Below are 15069 nucleotides of genomic sequence, written 5' to 3'. Positions count from 1 at the left end.
ATATAGTAATTTTACTGTGGCTGCATTAATTATTTGATTATTATAAATCCAATATGGAAGAACCAGATTTAATCTCAGATGCGGCTAATATTCGAGAGATATATTTTCCAGAGATATCTCCTAATCCTAACAGACCATTTCCGAAAGGTAATATTGCTATTGTCGAGGTACGATTAGAAGATGGTAAAGCTTTTGGAATGGGTGCAACATCTAGAGCCAACAGTCCAGCACCTCTACCAGAACCTAAGTCAAGGGGGGGAAATTTTGAACCTGCTGTAGATTCTCACTCAAAACGTATTATGGATACTGATGCGGAATATAAGGTTTTGTCAGCCATTGCAGAAACTTTAGAATTTATCTACAATAAGGATAATAACCGCGTTAGAGGGCAACTGTATCTTTACACAGAAAGAAAACCTTGTGAAAGTTGTCAAGGTGTTATAAATCAATTTGAGCAAAGATTTCCTGAGATAAAAATAACTATCTCCTGGACATATCCTTATCCTCCGAGTAGCAATTAACTATGACATTCATATTGCATGAAGTTGAAAAGTCTCCTCTCATTTTATCTGCTAAAATTCCTGATTCTTTACGTTTAGTCATAGAGAGAATTCATGGATGTTCTTATGCAGAATTATATGAAGAAAAAAACATTCAGGGAATAAGTTTAGAAAATTCTTTAATCAAAGTATTTGATGCAATAGAAAAAGAGAAAAATAGCTTAGATATAAGTTATTGCTATTTTTTTATGGCTATAGTTATGGGAATCGCTGTACAACCAACGATTAAAACTTATTTACCCGGTGAGACAGCTCGTTTTAATCGTGAAACAATAACTGGTAATATATTTCAGTATCTTTTTCGAGATTGGATATATTCTCAACATAATTATCAGCCATATTTTAACGTTTCATTTCAGGATTATCAGAATTATTTGGGACAATATCAAGCACTGGATGAAGCTGTTGATGTTTTTGAGAATATGCTGCAAGTGCTGGAATCTATAAAAACCAGAGAAGCAATATTAAATATTTTAGATGATTGCTTCCAGGGTTATGCTATTTTTCCAGGTTCGCAAGGTAGACGAGAACTTTTTGATTGGTGGTTATTAGATGTTGTTCCATCTGTTTTTTGTGGACGTTTACCTAAAAATATTCATACTTTAAAGGGAGTTGGTAAAATGACTCAACATATTACTAAAATACGGAACTATTTTTTTAAAGTAGTCGGGAATAATCAGTCTCAAGGAAATACAAATTTGGAAAAACAAGATTTGTTGTTAAGATTTTTGGCTTCTGATAAATAATATTAATATCTATCCCCAAACAATTTCCATATTTAAAATAAATCTTGGTTAAATATTTTCAACTGATGATTTTTGAGAAAAGCTTATTGCTATGTTTGAACTGACAATATATGAAGGTGAAGTAAGAATCGTGCAGGAGAAACATTACAAGTTTGTTCCAGCCGATCAAATTTCTGAAACCGATTTACAAAATTATAGGAATTATACATAATGAAGAAGTAAATTGGAGTCAAGAGATTGTTAAAATTATGATGCAGAATAACTTTATTTATGAACATTGAAGAATTTTTTGAATTAAGTGCTGGAAAGTGGTTTTCTCATCGCACTAGTCACCATTTAGCTTTTAAGCAGTCAGAAGACGGCAAATCAGACATCGTGATTGAGATGTTAGCCGCTGATCATCCAGAAGTAATTAAACTGTGTGAACAGTATGAAATTGCGGCTCATACAGCTTCCTGTGGGGCGCGAGTTACCTGGAATGGCACAATGGAATGGGACGAAGAAAAACACCAGGGTTCGACCGTTTTAGCCACAGTCCCGAATGCAGATAACCCAGATGAAGGTAAATTACTCCGAGAAATGGGTTATGCCGAAAAAGCCCCCGTTGCTGGTAGCTATAAAATCGGTGATGATGGGGCTTTAACTCTGATTACTGAGTATGAAACCATGTGGTCTGAAGAAAGGCTATGGTTTGCCAGTCCTAACTTGCGGATGCGAGTAAGTGTTCTGAAGCGGTTTGGTGGCTTTAGTATGGCTTCCTTCACCTCTGAAATCCGCATGGGTAGCACGGATGCTTCTAAAAAGGCTACGGAAGCCGCTAATTCAATTAACGCACCCACAAATTAAAACCTTAAACTACAATATTGAGGCTGGTAATTGATAATTGACAACTATTACCTGCCTCTATATCACGTTTATAGTTAAATTTGTCCTAAATCTGCAATAAACGAGCTAAGAATTGGGGTAATGGTAAAATAATCAATAACAATAAAGCCATTGACATTAATCCCATAAAATCCCGTTTATTATCTAATTCTGTGACATCATTTAAAGCAGGTTCATCAATTAAGGGAACGAATAATAAAATAATTGCCCACAATAAAAATTCTTCTCTAATAAACGAAAGCATTAATAATAATAATCTAGCAATTTGACCAATGAAAACAGCAGTCCGTTGTCCAAACATAGCATGAACAATGTGACCACCATCTAGTTGTCCCACGGGCATCAAATTCAATGCAGTGACAATTAATCCTAAGAAACCTGCAACTGCAACTGGATGTAAATCAATGGCAGATTTTGCGGTTAATTCACTTCCCAAGGCTAATTTTGAGAGTAACGCTAATAAAATCGAATATTGAGGATTAAGTGCATTGGGGTTTAACATTCCGGTTTTTTCCGGTAAAGCTACTATTTCCGAATGAGCTAAACCCCAAATCAATAAAGGTATAGTCATCATAAATCCTGCCAATGGTCCAGCAATACTGACATCAAATAAAGCTTTGCGGTGAGGGACAGGACTCCCCATTTTAATAAAAGCACCAAATGTTCCTAAGAAATAAGGTATAGGAATAAAATAAGGCAATGTGGAGCGAATTTTATAGAATCTTGCTGTTAAGTAATGACCTAGTTCATGAGTTCCTAAAATAGTTATTAACCCTAAAGCATAAGGTACACCGTTAAAAAATAATGTCAAATAAGATTCTAGCGAATTGACTTGAAAACCTGCAATTCTCAATCCGACAAGGGTAGTGCTAAATAAAGTTGCTACTAATAATAGTAATGCTAACCCTGGTCGAGTAATTTTTTCGGAATCGCGGTGGTTATTTTGTCTAACTACTTGAGGATTTGGAACTAAAACAAAGAAGGGTTTACCATTTATTCCTTCTTGAAATATGATGAGAAAGCGATCGCCAAATTGTCCTTCAATATTAGCTTTAATTTGCTCATAAGCCTCACTAGCCATAGTTCGCAACTGTCCCCGACAAATTACGGCTTGGGGACGATACTCAATATTTTGCACATAATATACAGACCAGGGAAAACAATTTCGTAGTTGACTTTCTTCTGCTAAATCAATGGGACGGACTGGTACTGTTTCTTGAGGAGAATTATTACTTGCTTGTCCCTGATTTTCTGGAGATTGATTTTGTGGATCTACGGGTAATTGCCGACCCCTATTAAACAATAGCCAATATAATAATAAACAACCCCCTGATATCCAGAGAATTAATGCTGATGGGGGAGCTTGTTTGATCCCATGTACCAGCGTCCAACCAGTCAATACAAATGCCGGTGTCATTAAAACCAACCACAATAACCATATAGGGGTTCTTGTAGCCCGTGCAACACTGTGCTGCATCATTAAATAAGTCAATGACCCCAAAACGAAAACGAGGAGAAACCAAAATGCCATATTATCTTCACTATATTTGATAGAATGCCTTACCTGTAATTTCTGTTACAGATTTTGATGACAAATAAGACTGCACGCCTTAATTTTTTAATCACAGTTAATAGTCATGGTAAATACACTGTAACCTGATTGTTCACCACTTCCGAATTTGGGTTTTTTCATTTATGTCTTCTTTTCCTCAGCAGTCCAGTCATCAGACTAAACAACCACGCTCTATATCCCTAAAAAGCCCATCAAAGGCGGAAAATCCTTTAGTTTTGACACCCAACAGTATTTTTGCTTTTCCACCTAATCGGGACACTTTAGGAGCAACATCTTACTTCATTGTCACAAATGCAGGGAATGTTCTCATAGATTGCCCAGCTTTAGAACAGATAAACCAGGATTTTTTGTCCTTGCATGGGGGAGTCAAGTGGTTTTTTATCAGTCATCGTGGTGCTATTGGTAAAGCCGCAGAATATCAGCAAATCTTAAATTGCGAAATTCTCATCCAAGAACAAGAAGCCTATTTATTGCCTGGTTCAACTGTCACCACTTTTACTGATGAGTTCACTCTTAATGCCACAACGCAAATAATTTGGACACCAGGCCATTCTCCAGGCTCTTCTTGTTTATACTATCGTGAATTTGACGGCGTGTTATTTTCTGGACGGCATTTACTTCCTAACCAGCACGGCGAACCTGTGCCACTACGCACTTCTAAAACTTTTCATTGGCCACGACAACTCAAAAGCGTTAAATTATTAAGCGATCGCTTCACACCACAAACTTTAACTTATTTATGCCCCGGAGCTAATACAGGTTATCTCAGGGGTAAACCCTGTATAGACCAAGCTTACCAAAAAATCACCAACTTGAATTTAGCAACTTTACGGGAACAGGGAACAGGGAAGGAAATTCTTCCCACAACTGTACGGGCGAAGCATTTCGAGAACTATTTTTGGCAATGACCGATAATTTATCTTCCAAATGCTTCGCCCCTACTGACAACTGACAACTAACTAATGACCCATTACCAATTTTTTACTCAAAAGTTCGATAGCCGCTTGATATTGAACATCTGCCTTTGTGCCGATTTGTTCACGGTTAAGTGATGTTTGGGGAATAATTTGATCTGGCTTAATTCCCAACTTATTAATATCTCGATGGTTAGGAGTTTCATATTTAGCAATTGTCACCGCCAAACCAGAACCGTCCGATAATTCAAACAAAGATTGAATTAAGCCCTTCCCAAAAGTCGTTTCCCCGACTAATTGGGCGCGATGATTATCTTGTAAAGCACCTGCGAGGATTTCGCTGGCGCTGGCAGTTCCTTGATTAACGATAATTACTAAAGGATCTGTGGTTAAGGCTGGACCAAAGGCTTCATAAGTTCCCTGAATGCCTTGACGGTTGGCAGTGTAAACGATTGTGCCAGAGTCTAACCATAAACGAGCAATTTCAATTCCCGCTTGTAAGAGTCCACCCGGATTATTTCTTAAATCAAGAATATAGGCAGACGCGCCTTTTTTTTCTAAAATAGAAATAGCGTGTGCCAAGTCAGTAACGGCATTGGCACTAAATTGACTCAGGGACAAATAACCAATCTTGGTTCCTTCCGGGGATAATCGTAAGTCAGAGACAACAGGATTAAGAGCAATGCGATCGCGCACCAAGATAACTTCCCGGTCCTTTTCTCCTTCCCTGCCAATTAAAAGCGTAATAACGCTGCCCCTTGATCCACGCATTCGTGCCGCAGCCTCATCAAGAGTCAAATTCTCTGTAGATAAACCCTCAATCTTCAAAATGCGATCGCGTGGTTTTAAATCCGCTTTGTCGGCTGGAGAATCTTCAATAGGTGTAATTACCTCCAAACCACCACGTGGATTGAGAGTAATTTGTAAACCCACCCCAGTTAATTCTCCAGCAGTGCTAACTTGCAAACTGCGATACTTCTCAGGCTCAAGAAACCGGGTAAAAGGATCATCCAGACTCTTCAGCATAGACTGAATAGTAGAATAAGCTGCTTCATGGTTGGCAAAGTTGCCTTTTAACGCCTTTTGTCGCACATCAAGCCAGCTTTGATGGTTAAAAGTCCCATCTAAATAAGAGCGATTAACAATTCGCCACACTTCATAAACTAGCTTCTGTTCTGGGGTCAAAGCTGAAGCCGGAGGAACATATCCTGCCAACACCAAACCAAAAAGCAATAGTAGTAAACATCCTAGCCGCCAAAACCGTTTGTGAATGAACCCTAATTTCAGTGCCATCTCAGACTCAAATTCCCTAAAACTTTCTGTAATGATCAGTTGCTGATGAAATCTATCTCTCGACTATGTTACTTTTTTTATAGAAGAAGTGCATTCTTCTCATAAACTTGCTAGTCCAAATTTGTGAGATGTCCATTCTTCCTGATCAACGATAAAATCTTCTTTGGAGTCAACATAGTTAGCGTTGGCTGGCAAAGACGAGAGACAGGGGGATTTCTCAAAAATAGGGTGAGTTACACCCGAATTTACGCTCGTAGACCAATAGAAGCCCATTCTCTTGGATGAAGCGAGAAGCGAACCCTCTAACTGAGGTTAGTTGAATAGTCATGGCTGACTAAGCTTCGCATCACAAAACTTATCAACCGCAATCTATTTTTAGGAACTTAGGATTGTATGGCTAACGTTTATGACTGGTTTGAGGAACGCTTGGATCTCCAAGAAATTGCTGATGATATCACCACCAAATACGTACCTCCCCACGTTAACATCTTCTACTGTTTAGGTGGAATTACCCTAGTATGCTTCCTGATTCAGTTCGCCACTGGATTTGCGATGACATTCTACTACAAACCTACAGTTGCTGAAGCTTTCTCCTCTGTCGAGTACATCATGAATGAAGTCAACTTCGGTTGGTTAATTCGCTCCATTCACCGCTGGTCAGCCAGCATGATGGTATTAATGATGATTCTCCACACCTTCCGTGTTTATCTAACCGGTGGCTTCAAAAAGCCCCGCGAATTAACCTGGATCAGTGGTGTTATCCTCGCAGTTATCACCGTTTCCTTCGGTGTAACAGGCTACTCTCTGCCTTGGGATCAAGTTGGTTACTGGGCTGTAAAAATTGTTAGTGGTGTACCAGAAGCCATTCCCGTAGTCGGCGTTCTCATCTCCGATTTACTCCGTGGTGGTTCTAGTGTTGGTCAAGCTACACTTACCCGCTACTATAGCGCTCACACCTTCGTTCTTCCTTGGTTAATTGCCGTCTTCATGTTGTTCCACTTCTTGATGATTCGCAAACAAGGTATTTCTGGACCTTTGTAATCAAAGTTATTAGCAAATAGGCAAAACTTGTGTTTCCAGATCATCGTAGTTTGTTTTAAACTAAAGAGAAAATAACTTGTAAGTTGTAGACATAAACTACCATCGGAAACTTGAGCTAGTTGTATTGTTGATAGCTTTCACCAATTCTTTAACTTCACTTCAGTCGGAGAGCGAATTTAAAAATGTCAACGCAAAAAAAACCGGATCTGAGCGATCCCAAATTGAGAGCTAAACTTGCCCAAGGCATGGGTCACAATTACTATGGTGAACCTGCTTGGCCCAACGATTTGCTCTATATATTCCCAGTCGTCATTATGGGTTCTTTCGCCTGTATTGTGGCTCTAGCAACTCTAGATCCCGCGATGATCGGTGAACCAGCCAATCCTTTCGCTACTCCTTTGGAAATTTTGCCAGAGTGGTATTTATACCCTGTGTTCCAAATTCTCCGCTCATTACCTAGTAAACTATTAGGTGTGTTAGCAATGGCTGCTGTACCCTTGGGGCTAATTCTTGTTCCCTTCCTGGAAAACGTGAATAAGTTTCAAAACCCCTTCCGTCGCCCTGTAGCAACAACAGTATTTCTTTTTGGGACTCTTGTTACCCTGTGGCTAGGTATTGGTGCTGCGCTCCCATTAGACAAATCCTTAACTTTAGGATTGTTCTAAGATAGTTCAGTCAAAACTAAATCCAGTAACGTCTGTAATTTTCAAGAGCATATACGGGATAATATCTGACAAACAACTAGCCGTAAATCTTTTATGGTCTACTTGTTACTGATATTTCAAAAGAGATATGCTTTTGAAGAGCAACAGACGTTAACTAAATTCCTAAATGTGAAATTATCAAATCACAAAAAAACGCAAATACTTTTCAATTACTTTCTATTCAAGTCACGGTCAATGCTTAGCATAGTGCAGCAAGACCATCAAACGGTAAAGAGCGATCTTAAACTCTTAATCCAAGTACAACAATGGTTTGAAGAATTCTGTGAGCGATATTTACCTAAATATGGCTGGTCAGATACCCAAGTTTATTGTCTTAACCTAGCATTAGCAGAAGGCTTTACCAACGCAGTTCGTCATGCTCATCATGCTTTACCACCGGAAACAACTATAGAAATTCAAGTCAGTTTATGGATTGATAAACTGGAAATAAGAATTTGGGATTATGGAAAACCATTTAATCCTGACGTGATCACTGAGCCAGAACCGGGGACGCTGCAAGTAGGTGGATATGGGTGGTTTTTACTCCGCCGTTTGGCAGATAAAGTAGTCTATGAACGTGATTCAGATACTAGAAATTGCCTGTTAATTGTTAAATATTGTTTAGAAGGACAACATTAAGAACCAGCACCGCCAAGCGGAAGTTAAAAGTCAAAATGATGACAGTTTGGGGTTATTGTCTGATATTTCTGGTGATCAGACGCAACGAAAGCAATTTTCTTCCGCATCAACAATAATATTTAAAGAAGAATTAATATTTCATGATCGTCTAGCTGATTTTTGCATAATAACCTCGCAAGCAAACTTGAGGATTGTATATTTAGAAGCAATGGCTGATGAAATACCTGTATTACTGGGGGATAACCCAGGACTAAACTCGCTATCCTAGAGTTAATAGCACAAAGAAAGAGACATGACCTTTAAAAACTTACAATTCAATTTTGAAAAGATCCGCCCTTGGTTGACCCTGTTAGCAATCGCCTGGCTATTAGCATCATTGGGATTAGGCTGGTTAGTTAATTCTTTAGTAATTATTTTGGGGTTATTGTTTTTTTTACCTGTGGTAGCATTCTTGGGGTTTCGTTGGTGGTTAGCAAAAAATCTAGTTACTAACCAGTGTCCCGTATGTGGATATGAATTAACAGGGGTAAATAACAGCCAAGTACAATGTGTTAACTGTGGTGAACAACTATTAGTTAAAAACTTTCAATTCCAACGCTTCACACCAGAAGGAACAATTGATGTGACAGCGGTTGAAGTTCAAGCCCAATCACTGGAAGATTAGTCAGTTGTTAGTTGTCAGTTGTTCGTTGTCAGTTGTTCGTTGTTAGTTGTTCGTTGGAATCTAGAAGGGTGAATTTATTAGACTTGTCTATTGCCTATTTATCTAGATTTTTGAAAAAATGTGGTTGTTGTAGTTCAGAAAGCCAAAGAATCAAGGCATCCTCATTGTTATCTTTGTAATAACCCCGTCGTTTTCCCGCAGTTTTGAAACCAAACTTTTGATACAAAGAAATAGCAACGTAGTTAGAATCGCGGACTTCGAGGGTAGCTCTTTCCAAACCAAGATCAGCCGCAGTTTGCAGAAGGGAATATAATAAGGCTTTTCCTAGCCCTTGACCATGATATTGGGGATGAACTGCCAAAATTGTAATGTGTGCTTCTTCTAGAATTGACCAAAAGCACCCCATTCCCAAGAGTTCAGAATGATTAAAAGGGGAAAATAAACCCAAAAAATGACTATTAGGACTTTCTAACTCCCGCAGGTAGCCTTCCATAGTCCATAAACCATCAAAACAAGCCTTATCTAGTTCTAATAGTTCAGTTAAATTATCTGTGGTTAAAGATTGAATTTTTAAGTCGGATGAAATCACAATTTTTGAGGATTGAGGAAGGTTAATTACCAATTACCAATTATCCATTACCAATGAGAGGTTAAACTGGAAATCAGGACATATACTCATGGCCTGATTTTTCACAAAGACAACTCTTATTAGTTATGGTATCGACTTACCCCGTCGAAGTTCAACTTTCTGGCCGTCAATATTTACAGTCAACAACTGGTGACAGTGCTGATATTTCTCCTAACCAACAACTCTTACCTTTGACAGCAAGAGTTAATGATCATGATCATCTGGAAATCGGTGGGTGTGATGTCACAACCCTAGTTGAACAGTTTGCTTCACCTTTATATATTTTAGATGAGGAAACCCTGCGGACAGCTTGTAGGCAATATCGAGATACCTTTAAGGAATATTACAAGGGAGAATCTCAGGTACTTTATGCTTCTAAGGCATGGAATTGTTTAGCTGTTTGTGCCATTGTTGCCTCAGAAGGGTTAGGAATTGATGTAGTATCCGGTGGCGAACTTTATACTGCGCTAAATGCGGGTATGAGTCCTGATAAGATTTACTTACATGGAAATAATAAATCTCATGATGAGTTAGTTTTAGCGATTCAGTCTGGATGTACTATTGTAGCGGATAACTGGCATGAATTAGATCTGCTGGTGAAGATAGCAGGGGAGAAAACAGAAAATTCTGATCTTTCGCCCATTCGGATTATGCTACGCTTAACTCCTGGGATAGAATGCCATACTCACGAATATATTCGGACTGGACACTTAGATAGTAAATTTGGTTTTGATCCTCATGATTTACAAGAAGTATTTGCTTTTGTAAGTAAGCAGCCTAGTTTAAACTGTGTGGGGTTACACGCTCATATTGGTTCACAAATTTTTGAACGTCAACCACATAGAGATTTAGCTGCTGTGATGGTGCAGTGGTTAAGAGATGCGGCTAAACATGGATTAAAGGTGACAGAATTAAATGTTGGTGGTGGTTTAGGGATTAGATATACAGAATCTGATGATCCACCAAGCATTGTGGAATGGTCTAAGGCAATTTGTGAGGTTGTACAAACTGCTTGTATCTCGGAAAATCTGCCTTTACCAAAGTTACTCTGTGAACCAGGGCGATCGCTCATAGCCACATCTTGCGTCACGGCTTATACTGTTGGTGCTACGAAGGTTATTCCCGAAATTCGCACCTACGTAGCGATTGATGGCGGAATGTCCGATAATCCCCGCCCTATCACTTACCAATCAGTTTATCGGGTAGTAGTTGCTAATAAAATATCTACCCCCTGCACTGAAACGGTCACATTAGCTGGTAAACACTGCGAATCAGGGGATATTCTGATTAAAAATGCCCAACTACCAAAAACTGAAGCAAATGATATTCTCGTAGTTATGGGAACTGGTGCGTACAATTACAGTATGGCATCTAATTACAATCGTCTCCCCCGACCGGCAGCAGTTGTAGTGGCAAATGGTGAAGCAAATTTAATTTTGCAGCGCGAAACTTATCAAGATTTGATTCGACAAGATTGCCTACCGGAAAGACTGAAATAGTCAGTAGTCAGTGGTCAGTGGTCAGTGGTTAAAAAATCACAATTGACAACTGACAACTGACTATAAGAATCCAGATGTCTTGACACTCTCATGGCTTCAGCCACTGAGATTCTGCGGACAGAGTAAAACTCTCGCTGCGACCGTCAAACGCCGACTAAACGCTCAAAACAACTACCAACTAAGGTGTTGAAATTGCGCTTACTTTTGTTCAAAATGCTATGGCTAAAGCCACGCTGCGCTATCGGAATCTGTCACTAAGCCTGTGGCACGGTACGCTCAGTCAACCTGCCATTGCTTGCTCTTTCTCGTCATACTGCCGTTAGAAAATCTAACCGTTGTTTCACAGGAGCCGGGATTTCTCCGTACTAGGATGCTTTAATACGTAGACAATAATTTTTACTCGCAATTTAATTTTACCACAAATGTCACGGCGACTTTAATCGCTCGTGTCGCTTCCCTCTCAGGTCTGAAGACTCTGAGTTTCCTGCATACGGCGAGGTTTTATGAGAGATTGGTGGAAGCAATGGCTGATAAACCTGGGAGATAGGTCACAGTCCTTGTTCCTTGGGACTCTGGATATAATGTTAGTGCTGGCACTGACATACATGATCCTGGTTATTATTAGTGAACGGCGCACTTTATGGATGGTGCGAGGGTTTATAGTCTTAATGCTCTGCTCGGCACTCAGTGGCAAATTGGGATTACCCCTCCTAAATTTTGTCCTGGAAAAATTGGTGATTGGCTGTGCTGTGGCTATGGCTGTGGCACTGCAATCAGAATTTCGCCGTTTTTTAGAACAATTGGGACGTGGTGAATTTTGGCAGTTATTTCGGAATAACGCTAGAGCAATTCCTAAGTCGGATAGTGTAATTGATGAAATTGTTGATGCAATTAAAGAGTTATCAAAAAATCGGATTGGCGCTTTACTAATTTTAGAAACTACAGGACCTATTGAAGAACAAGATTTCTCCGTTCCAGGAGTGAAGCTAAATGCTGAAGTTTCTAAAGAACTGATCCAAACTATTTTTCAACCGAAAACTTTGTTACATGATGGAGCAACGTTAATTCGTGGTTCGCGCATTGTATCATCTGGTATAATTTTACCACTTTCAGGACGCACAGCGTCGCGGCAGTTGGGAACACGCCATCGGGCGGCAATGGGAATTACTGAAAGGGTCGAAAATTGTATTTGTGTTGTTGTATCAGAAGAAACGGGTTCTATTTCCTTAGCGGAAAAGGGAACTCTATATAGACCACTAACTATTAAAAAGCTCAAAGAGTCTTTAGAGACTCGATTCTCTCCCACTGTAGATCGGGAAGCTCATGCACCTGGTCTTTTCAGTTTAGTTCGTCAACTTGGTGATCAATCACTAAAATTAATGTCCCGGTTACTTAGGCTACCTTGTCTTCGACACGCTACCCGTAGGGGTACGACCGCTTCTCAAGATAAAAAATGAAAACACAACAAACTGAATTGCAATATTTACCTCTTGATTTAAAACAAGAATTACTCCCTCAGCACGTCGCGGTAATTATGGATGGTAATGGCCGATGGGCAAAAAGTCGCGGTCTACCCCGGATGATGGGTCATAAAGCCGGTGTAAATGTTCTCAAGGATTTGCTGCACTGTTGCAAAGACTGGGGAATTAAAGCACTAACTGCCTATGCTTTTTCAACGGAGAATTGGCAAAGACCAGAGGAGGAGGTAGAATTTTTGATGAATCTATTTCAGCGCGTTTTACGCCAAGAACTGCGGGAAATGGTGGAGGAAAATGTGCAAATTCAGTTTGTGGGTAATTTATCGGCTTTACCACAGGCTCTTCAGGCTGAGATTTCCCATTCTATGGATCAAACTAAGGATAATCGCAGTATTCGGTTTACAATAGCGACTAATTATGGGGGTAGACAGGAGATTTTACAAGCTTGTCGGGCGATCGCTCAAAAGGTAAAAGCAGGTTTAATCAACCCTGAAGATATATCTGAAGAAGTATTTGAAGCTCATTTATATACGGCTGGAATAGCAGATCCAGATTTATTAATTCGCACCAGTGGAGAAATGCGATTATCGAATTTCTTACTTTGGCAAATGGCTTATAGTGAAATTTATATTTCTGATACTCTCTGGCCGGATTTTAACCGTCATGAATTTCATCGCGCTTTATCTGCTTATCAACAACGAGAACGCCGTTTTGGGAAAGTCTGACAATTTTGGATTTTAGATTGGTGCCAAATTTAAACTTTTAAATCCCAAATCCCAAATCCCAAATCCCAAATCCCAAATTAGATTATGGCCCTGAAAAAACGGCTTCTTCGATGTCTTCCCGACTCAGGGAATATTTAAAGGAACGTTGAATATCTTGACGGGTTTCTCCTGATTGAAAATAGCGAACTGTAATTTGTTCAGTATCTAACCAAAGTTCCGCTTCCCAACTAGATCGTTGGACACGCCAACAATGTAGTTGGGTATCGTCTTGTTGACAACCTTGGTTTTTTAGCCATTGTTCAATTTGTGGTAAAGAATGACTATACAGTGGTGTATTAGCGGAAAGCATAAGCAATTCAATTCAAAATTATTGGTGATTTTAGAGGTGAGAAATTGAGTTTAACTGATTGCTTCTCCACGCCAGATGGCGATCGCAATCGCTAATAGCATACAACCAACAATGGTTAACCCCAAAATAAATAATACAAATATTTCTCCAGAAGACAAAGGGCGATCTGTAGCATCAAGATACATTGATTTGGAAAAATCGTAAGGCTTATGTACAGACTGGTTTAAATCAGGTGGTGCTTGAATTACGCCAAAACGGGAATAACCCACTTTCAAATCATAGCTCAATCGTCGTTCTGGGTTACAGAGGGTAGCGTAGGCTGTGTTTATTTGCTGAAATTTAGCAGTAGCAATATTAGCAGGTAATTCTGTCGTATCTGGATGATAGAGTTTGCTCAGTTCTCGATAAGCGCGACGAATATCAATTACTGATGCTCCAGGATAGAGTCCTAGCAGGGAGTAATAGGTAATTTCGCTGCTGTGTGGGACTTCCCCATTTTGGTTGACGGTTTTTTGAGTCACTTTGCTCAAATAAGTTTTTTTCTATTCTAAATCTCTTGGGTAGCTATAGCAGAAACAGCCACAAAACATCTTATAATATGTATTATTCAGCATTTTATTAGATACGATGCTAACTAGAATTAATCTTGAGAATATTCAAACTCTTACGGATTTCAAACGTAACACCAAAGACTACGTAGAAAAAATTAAGTCTACAAAATCCCCTCTTGTACTAACTGTCAATGGCAAAGCTGAAGTCGTGGTACAGGAAGCACAGGCATTTCAACAGATGTTAGATAGACTGCATAGCCTTGAAGAAGAACTGCAAAAGCTCAAATTAGCAGCTTTACGTAATGAAATTAACATTGGTATTCAGCAACTAGAAAATGGTGAATACACTGAATATGATGAAGAGTCACTGACCAATTTTTTTGCCGATATTAAAGGGCGAGTCCAGAAAAATTTGGCTGATAGTGGTTCTGTATGAGTCAATTTCGGATTTCTAGCCAAGCAGCAGGAGATATTGAGAATATCTGGAAATACGTGGCGCAAAATAACTCCAAAGCTGCTGATAAAATGTTTGATACATTACGAACCACTTTTCCCAAATTAGCCAAATTTCCGCAAATGGGTAAAGAACGCCCTGAACTAGCTTCTTCTTTGCGAAGTTTCCCTGTAAAAAGCTACTTAATTTTTTACCGAGCCATTGATCAAGGTATTGAAATTGTCCGTAAGTAAGTAGACGAAAATAAATCAAAGTAGATTAAGTAATGTAAAAAATCTGGAGATGATTTCGTAGTAAGGGCTTCAGCCCTCAAATGAGGAATAAATTCCTCACTACAAACTTTGAATTATTCAAGCCGTTCTACTT

18 protein-coding genes are annotated in these 15069 nt (G+C 39.2%); 13 read left to right on the top strand and 5 right to left on the bottom strand.

The window, feature by feature from the left end:
• The first annotated feature begins 53 nt into the window (after positions 1-53).
• From PN450_RS13325 to PN450_RS13315, 3 genes are all read left to right on the top strand, one after another.
• Positions 54-521, top strand: coding sequence for a deaminase domain-containing protein (locus tag PN450_RS13325; protein ID WP_168696978.1), 468 nt, complete (start codon positions 54-56; stop codon positions 519-521).
• 2 nt (positions 522-523) lie between these two features.
• Entirely contained in the window at positions 524-1306 is a 783-nt protein-coding gene (locus tag PN450_RS13320) for a hypothetical protein (RefSeq protein ID WP_271836630.1), read from the top strand.
• Between the two features lie 270 nt (positions 1307-1576).
• Positions 1577-2152, top strand: coding sequence for a phycobiliprotein lyase (locus PN450_RS13315; protein WP_015083381.1), 576 nt, complete (start codon positions 1577-1579; stop codon positions 2150-2152).
• 85 nt (positions 2153-2237) lie between these two features.
• On the opposite strand, the gene PN450_RS13310 is transcribed toward PN450_RS13315, so the two are convergent.
• Positions 2238-3722, bottom strand: a complete 1485-nt coding sequence (locus PN450_RS13310) for a site-2 protease family protein (RefSeq protein ID WP_148763886.1) — start codon at positions 3720-3722, stop codon at positions 2238-2240.
• Positions 3723-3886: 164 nt separating this feature from the next.
• Between PN450_RS13310 and PN450_RS13305 the strand changes: the two genes are divergently transcribed.
• Positions 3887-4672: an MBL fold metallo-hydrolase gene (locus PN450_RS13305; protein ID WP_271836629.1), complete on the top strand. Its 786-nt coding sequence runs from the start codon at positions 3887-3889 to the stop codon at positions 4670-4672.
• Between the two features lie 51 nt (positions 4673-4723).
• On the opposite strand, the gene ctpA is transcribed toward PN450_RS13305, so the two are convergent.
• On the bottom strand, positions 4724-5971 hold the full coding sequence (gene ctpA, locus PN450_RS13300) for a carboxyl-terminal processing protease CtpA (RefSeq protein WP_271836628.1): 1248 nt from the start codon (positions 5969-5971) through the stop codon (positions 4724-4726).
• A 393-nt stretch (positions 5972-6364) separates the two neighbouring features.
• On the opposite strand from ctpA, the gene petB reads away from it, so the two are divergent.
• From petB to PN450_RS13280, 4 genes are all read left to right on the top strand, one after another.
• Entirely contained in the window at positions 6365-7012 is a 648-nt protein-coding gene (gene petB / locus PN450_RS13295; RefSeq protein WP_015083377.1) for a cytochrome b6, read from the top strand.
• A gap of 182 nt (positions 7013-7194) precedes the next feature.
• On the top strand, positions 7195-7677 hold the full coding sequence (gene petD, locus PN450_RS13290) for a cytochrome b6-f complex subunit IV (protein WP_015083376.1): 483 nt from the start codon (positions 7195-7197) through the stop codon (positions 7675-7677).
• Between the two features lie 234 nt (positions 7678-7911).
• Positions 7912-8355: an ATP-binding protein gene (locus PN450_RS13285; RefSeq protein WP_015083375.1), complete on the top strand. Its 444-nt coding sequence runs from the start codon at positions 7912-7914 to the stop codon at positions 8353-8355.
• Between the two features lie 292 nt (positions 8356-8647).
• Positions 8648-9019: a hypothetical protein gene (locus PN450_RS13280; RefSeq protein ID WP_148763880.1), complete on the top strand. Its 372-nt coding sequence runs from the start codon at positions 8648-8650 to the stop codon at positions 9017-9019.
• Between the two features lie 94 nt (positions 9020-9113).
• Here the strand turns inward: PN450_RS13280 and rimI are convergent, their stop codons facing one another.
• Positions 9114-9608 carry a ribosomal protein S18-alanine N-acetyltransferase gene (gene rimI / locus PN450_RS13275; RefSeq protein WP_015083373.1) on the bottom strand — a complete coding sequence of 165 codons (495 nt, stop codon included), beginning with the start codon at positions 9606-9608 and terminating at the stop codon, positions 9114-9116.
• Positions 9609-9733: 125 nt separating this feature from the next.
• On the opposite strand from rimI, the gene lysA reads away from it, so the two are divergent.
• The 3 genes from lysA (at position 9734) to PN450_RS13260 (ending at position 13349) form a co-directional block, all read left to right on the top strand.
• Positions 9734-11146, top strand: coding sequence for a diaminopimelate decarboxylase (lysA, locus tag PN450_RS13270; RefSeq protein ID WP_271836627.1), 1413 nt, complete (start codon positions 9734-9736; stop codon positions 11144-11146).
• 503 nt (positions 11147-11649) lie between these two features.
• Positions 11650-12603, top strand: a complete 954-nt coding sequence (cdaA, locus tag PN450_RS13265; protein WP_015083371.1) for a diadenylate cyclase CdaA — start codon at positions 11650-11652, stop codon at positions 12601-12603.
• The gene (locus tag PN450_RS13260) at positions 12600-13349 is read left to right on the top strand and encodes an isoprenyl transferase (RefSeq protein ID WP_168631919.1); all 750 of its coding nucleotides are present in this window, start codon (positions 12600-12602) and stop codon (positions 13347-13349) included. The genes cdaA and PN450_RS13260 overlap by 4 nt, the downstream gene beginning before the upstream one ends.
• A gap of 82 nt (positions 13350-13431) precedes the next feature.
• On the opposite strand, the gene PN450_RS13255 is transcribed toward PN450_RS13260, so the two are convergent.
• Positions 13432-13698 carry a DUF3143 domain-containing protein gene (locus tag PN450_RS13255; protein ID WP_148763871.1) on the bottom strand — a complete coding sequence of 89 codons (267 nt, stop codon included), beginning with the start codon at positions 13696-13698 and terminating at the stop codon, positions 13432-13434.
• Between the two features lie 50 nt (positions 13699-13748).
• Positions 13749-14219: a J domain-containing protein gene (locus PN450_RS13250; RefSeq protein WP_148763870.1), complete on the bottom strand. Its 471-nt coding sequence runs from the start codon at positions 14217-14219 to the stop codon at positions 13749-13751.
• 106 nt (positions 14220-14325) lie between these two features.
• Here PN450_RS13250 and PN450_RS13245 point away from each other — a divergent pair, with 106 nt between their 5' ends.
• Both PN450_RS13245 and PN450_RS13240 read left to right on the top strand, forming a co-directional pair.
• Entirely contained in the window at positions 14326-14685 is a 360-nt protein-coding gene (locus tag PN450_RS13245; RefSeq protein ID WP_148763868.1) for a type II toxin-antitoxin system Phd/YefM family antitoxin, read from the top strand.
• Positions 14682-14936, top strand: a complete 255-nt coding sequence (locus PN450_RS13240; RefSeq protein WP_271836626.1) for a type II toxin-antitoxin system RelE/ParE family toxin — start codon at positions 14682-14684, stop codon at positions 14934-14936. The genes PN450_RS13245 and PN450_RS13240 overlap by 4 nt, the downstream gene beginning before the upstream one ends.
• Positions 14937-15069 lie beyond the last annotated feature (133 nt).

The sequence above is a fragment of the Dolichospermum lemmermannii CS-548 genome, from assembly GCF_028330815.1.
Lineage (GTDB): Bacteria > Cyanobacteriota > Cyanobacteriia > Cyanobacteriales > Nostocaceae > Dolichospermum > Dolichospermum lemmermannii.
Note: the sequence above shows the minus strand (reverse complement) of the source record. Positions and strands in the feature narration are given on the sequence as shown.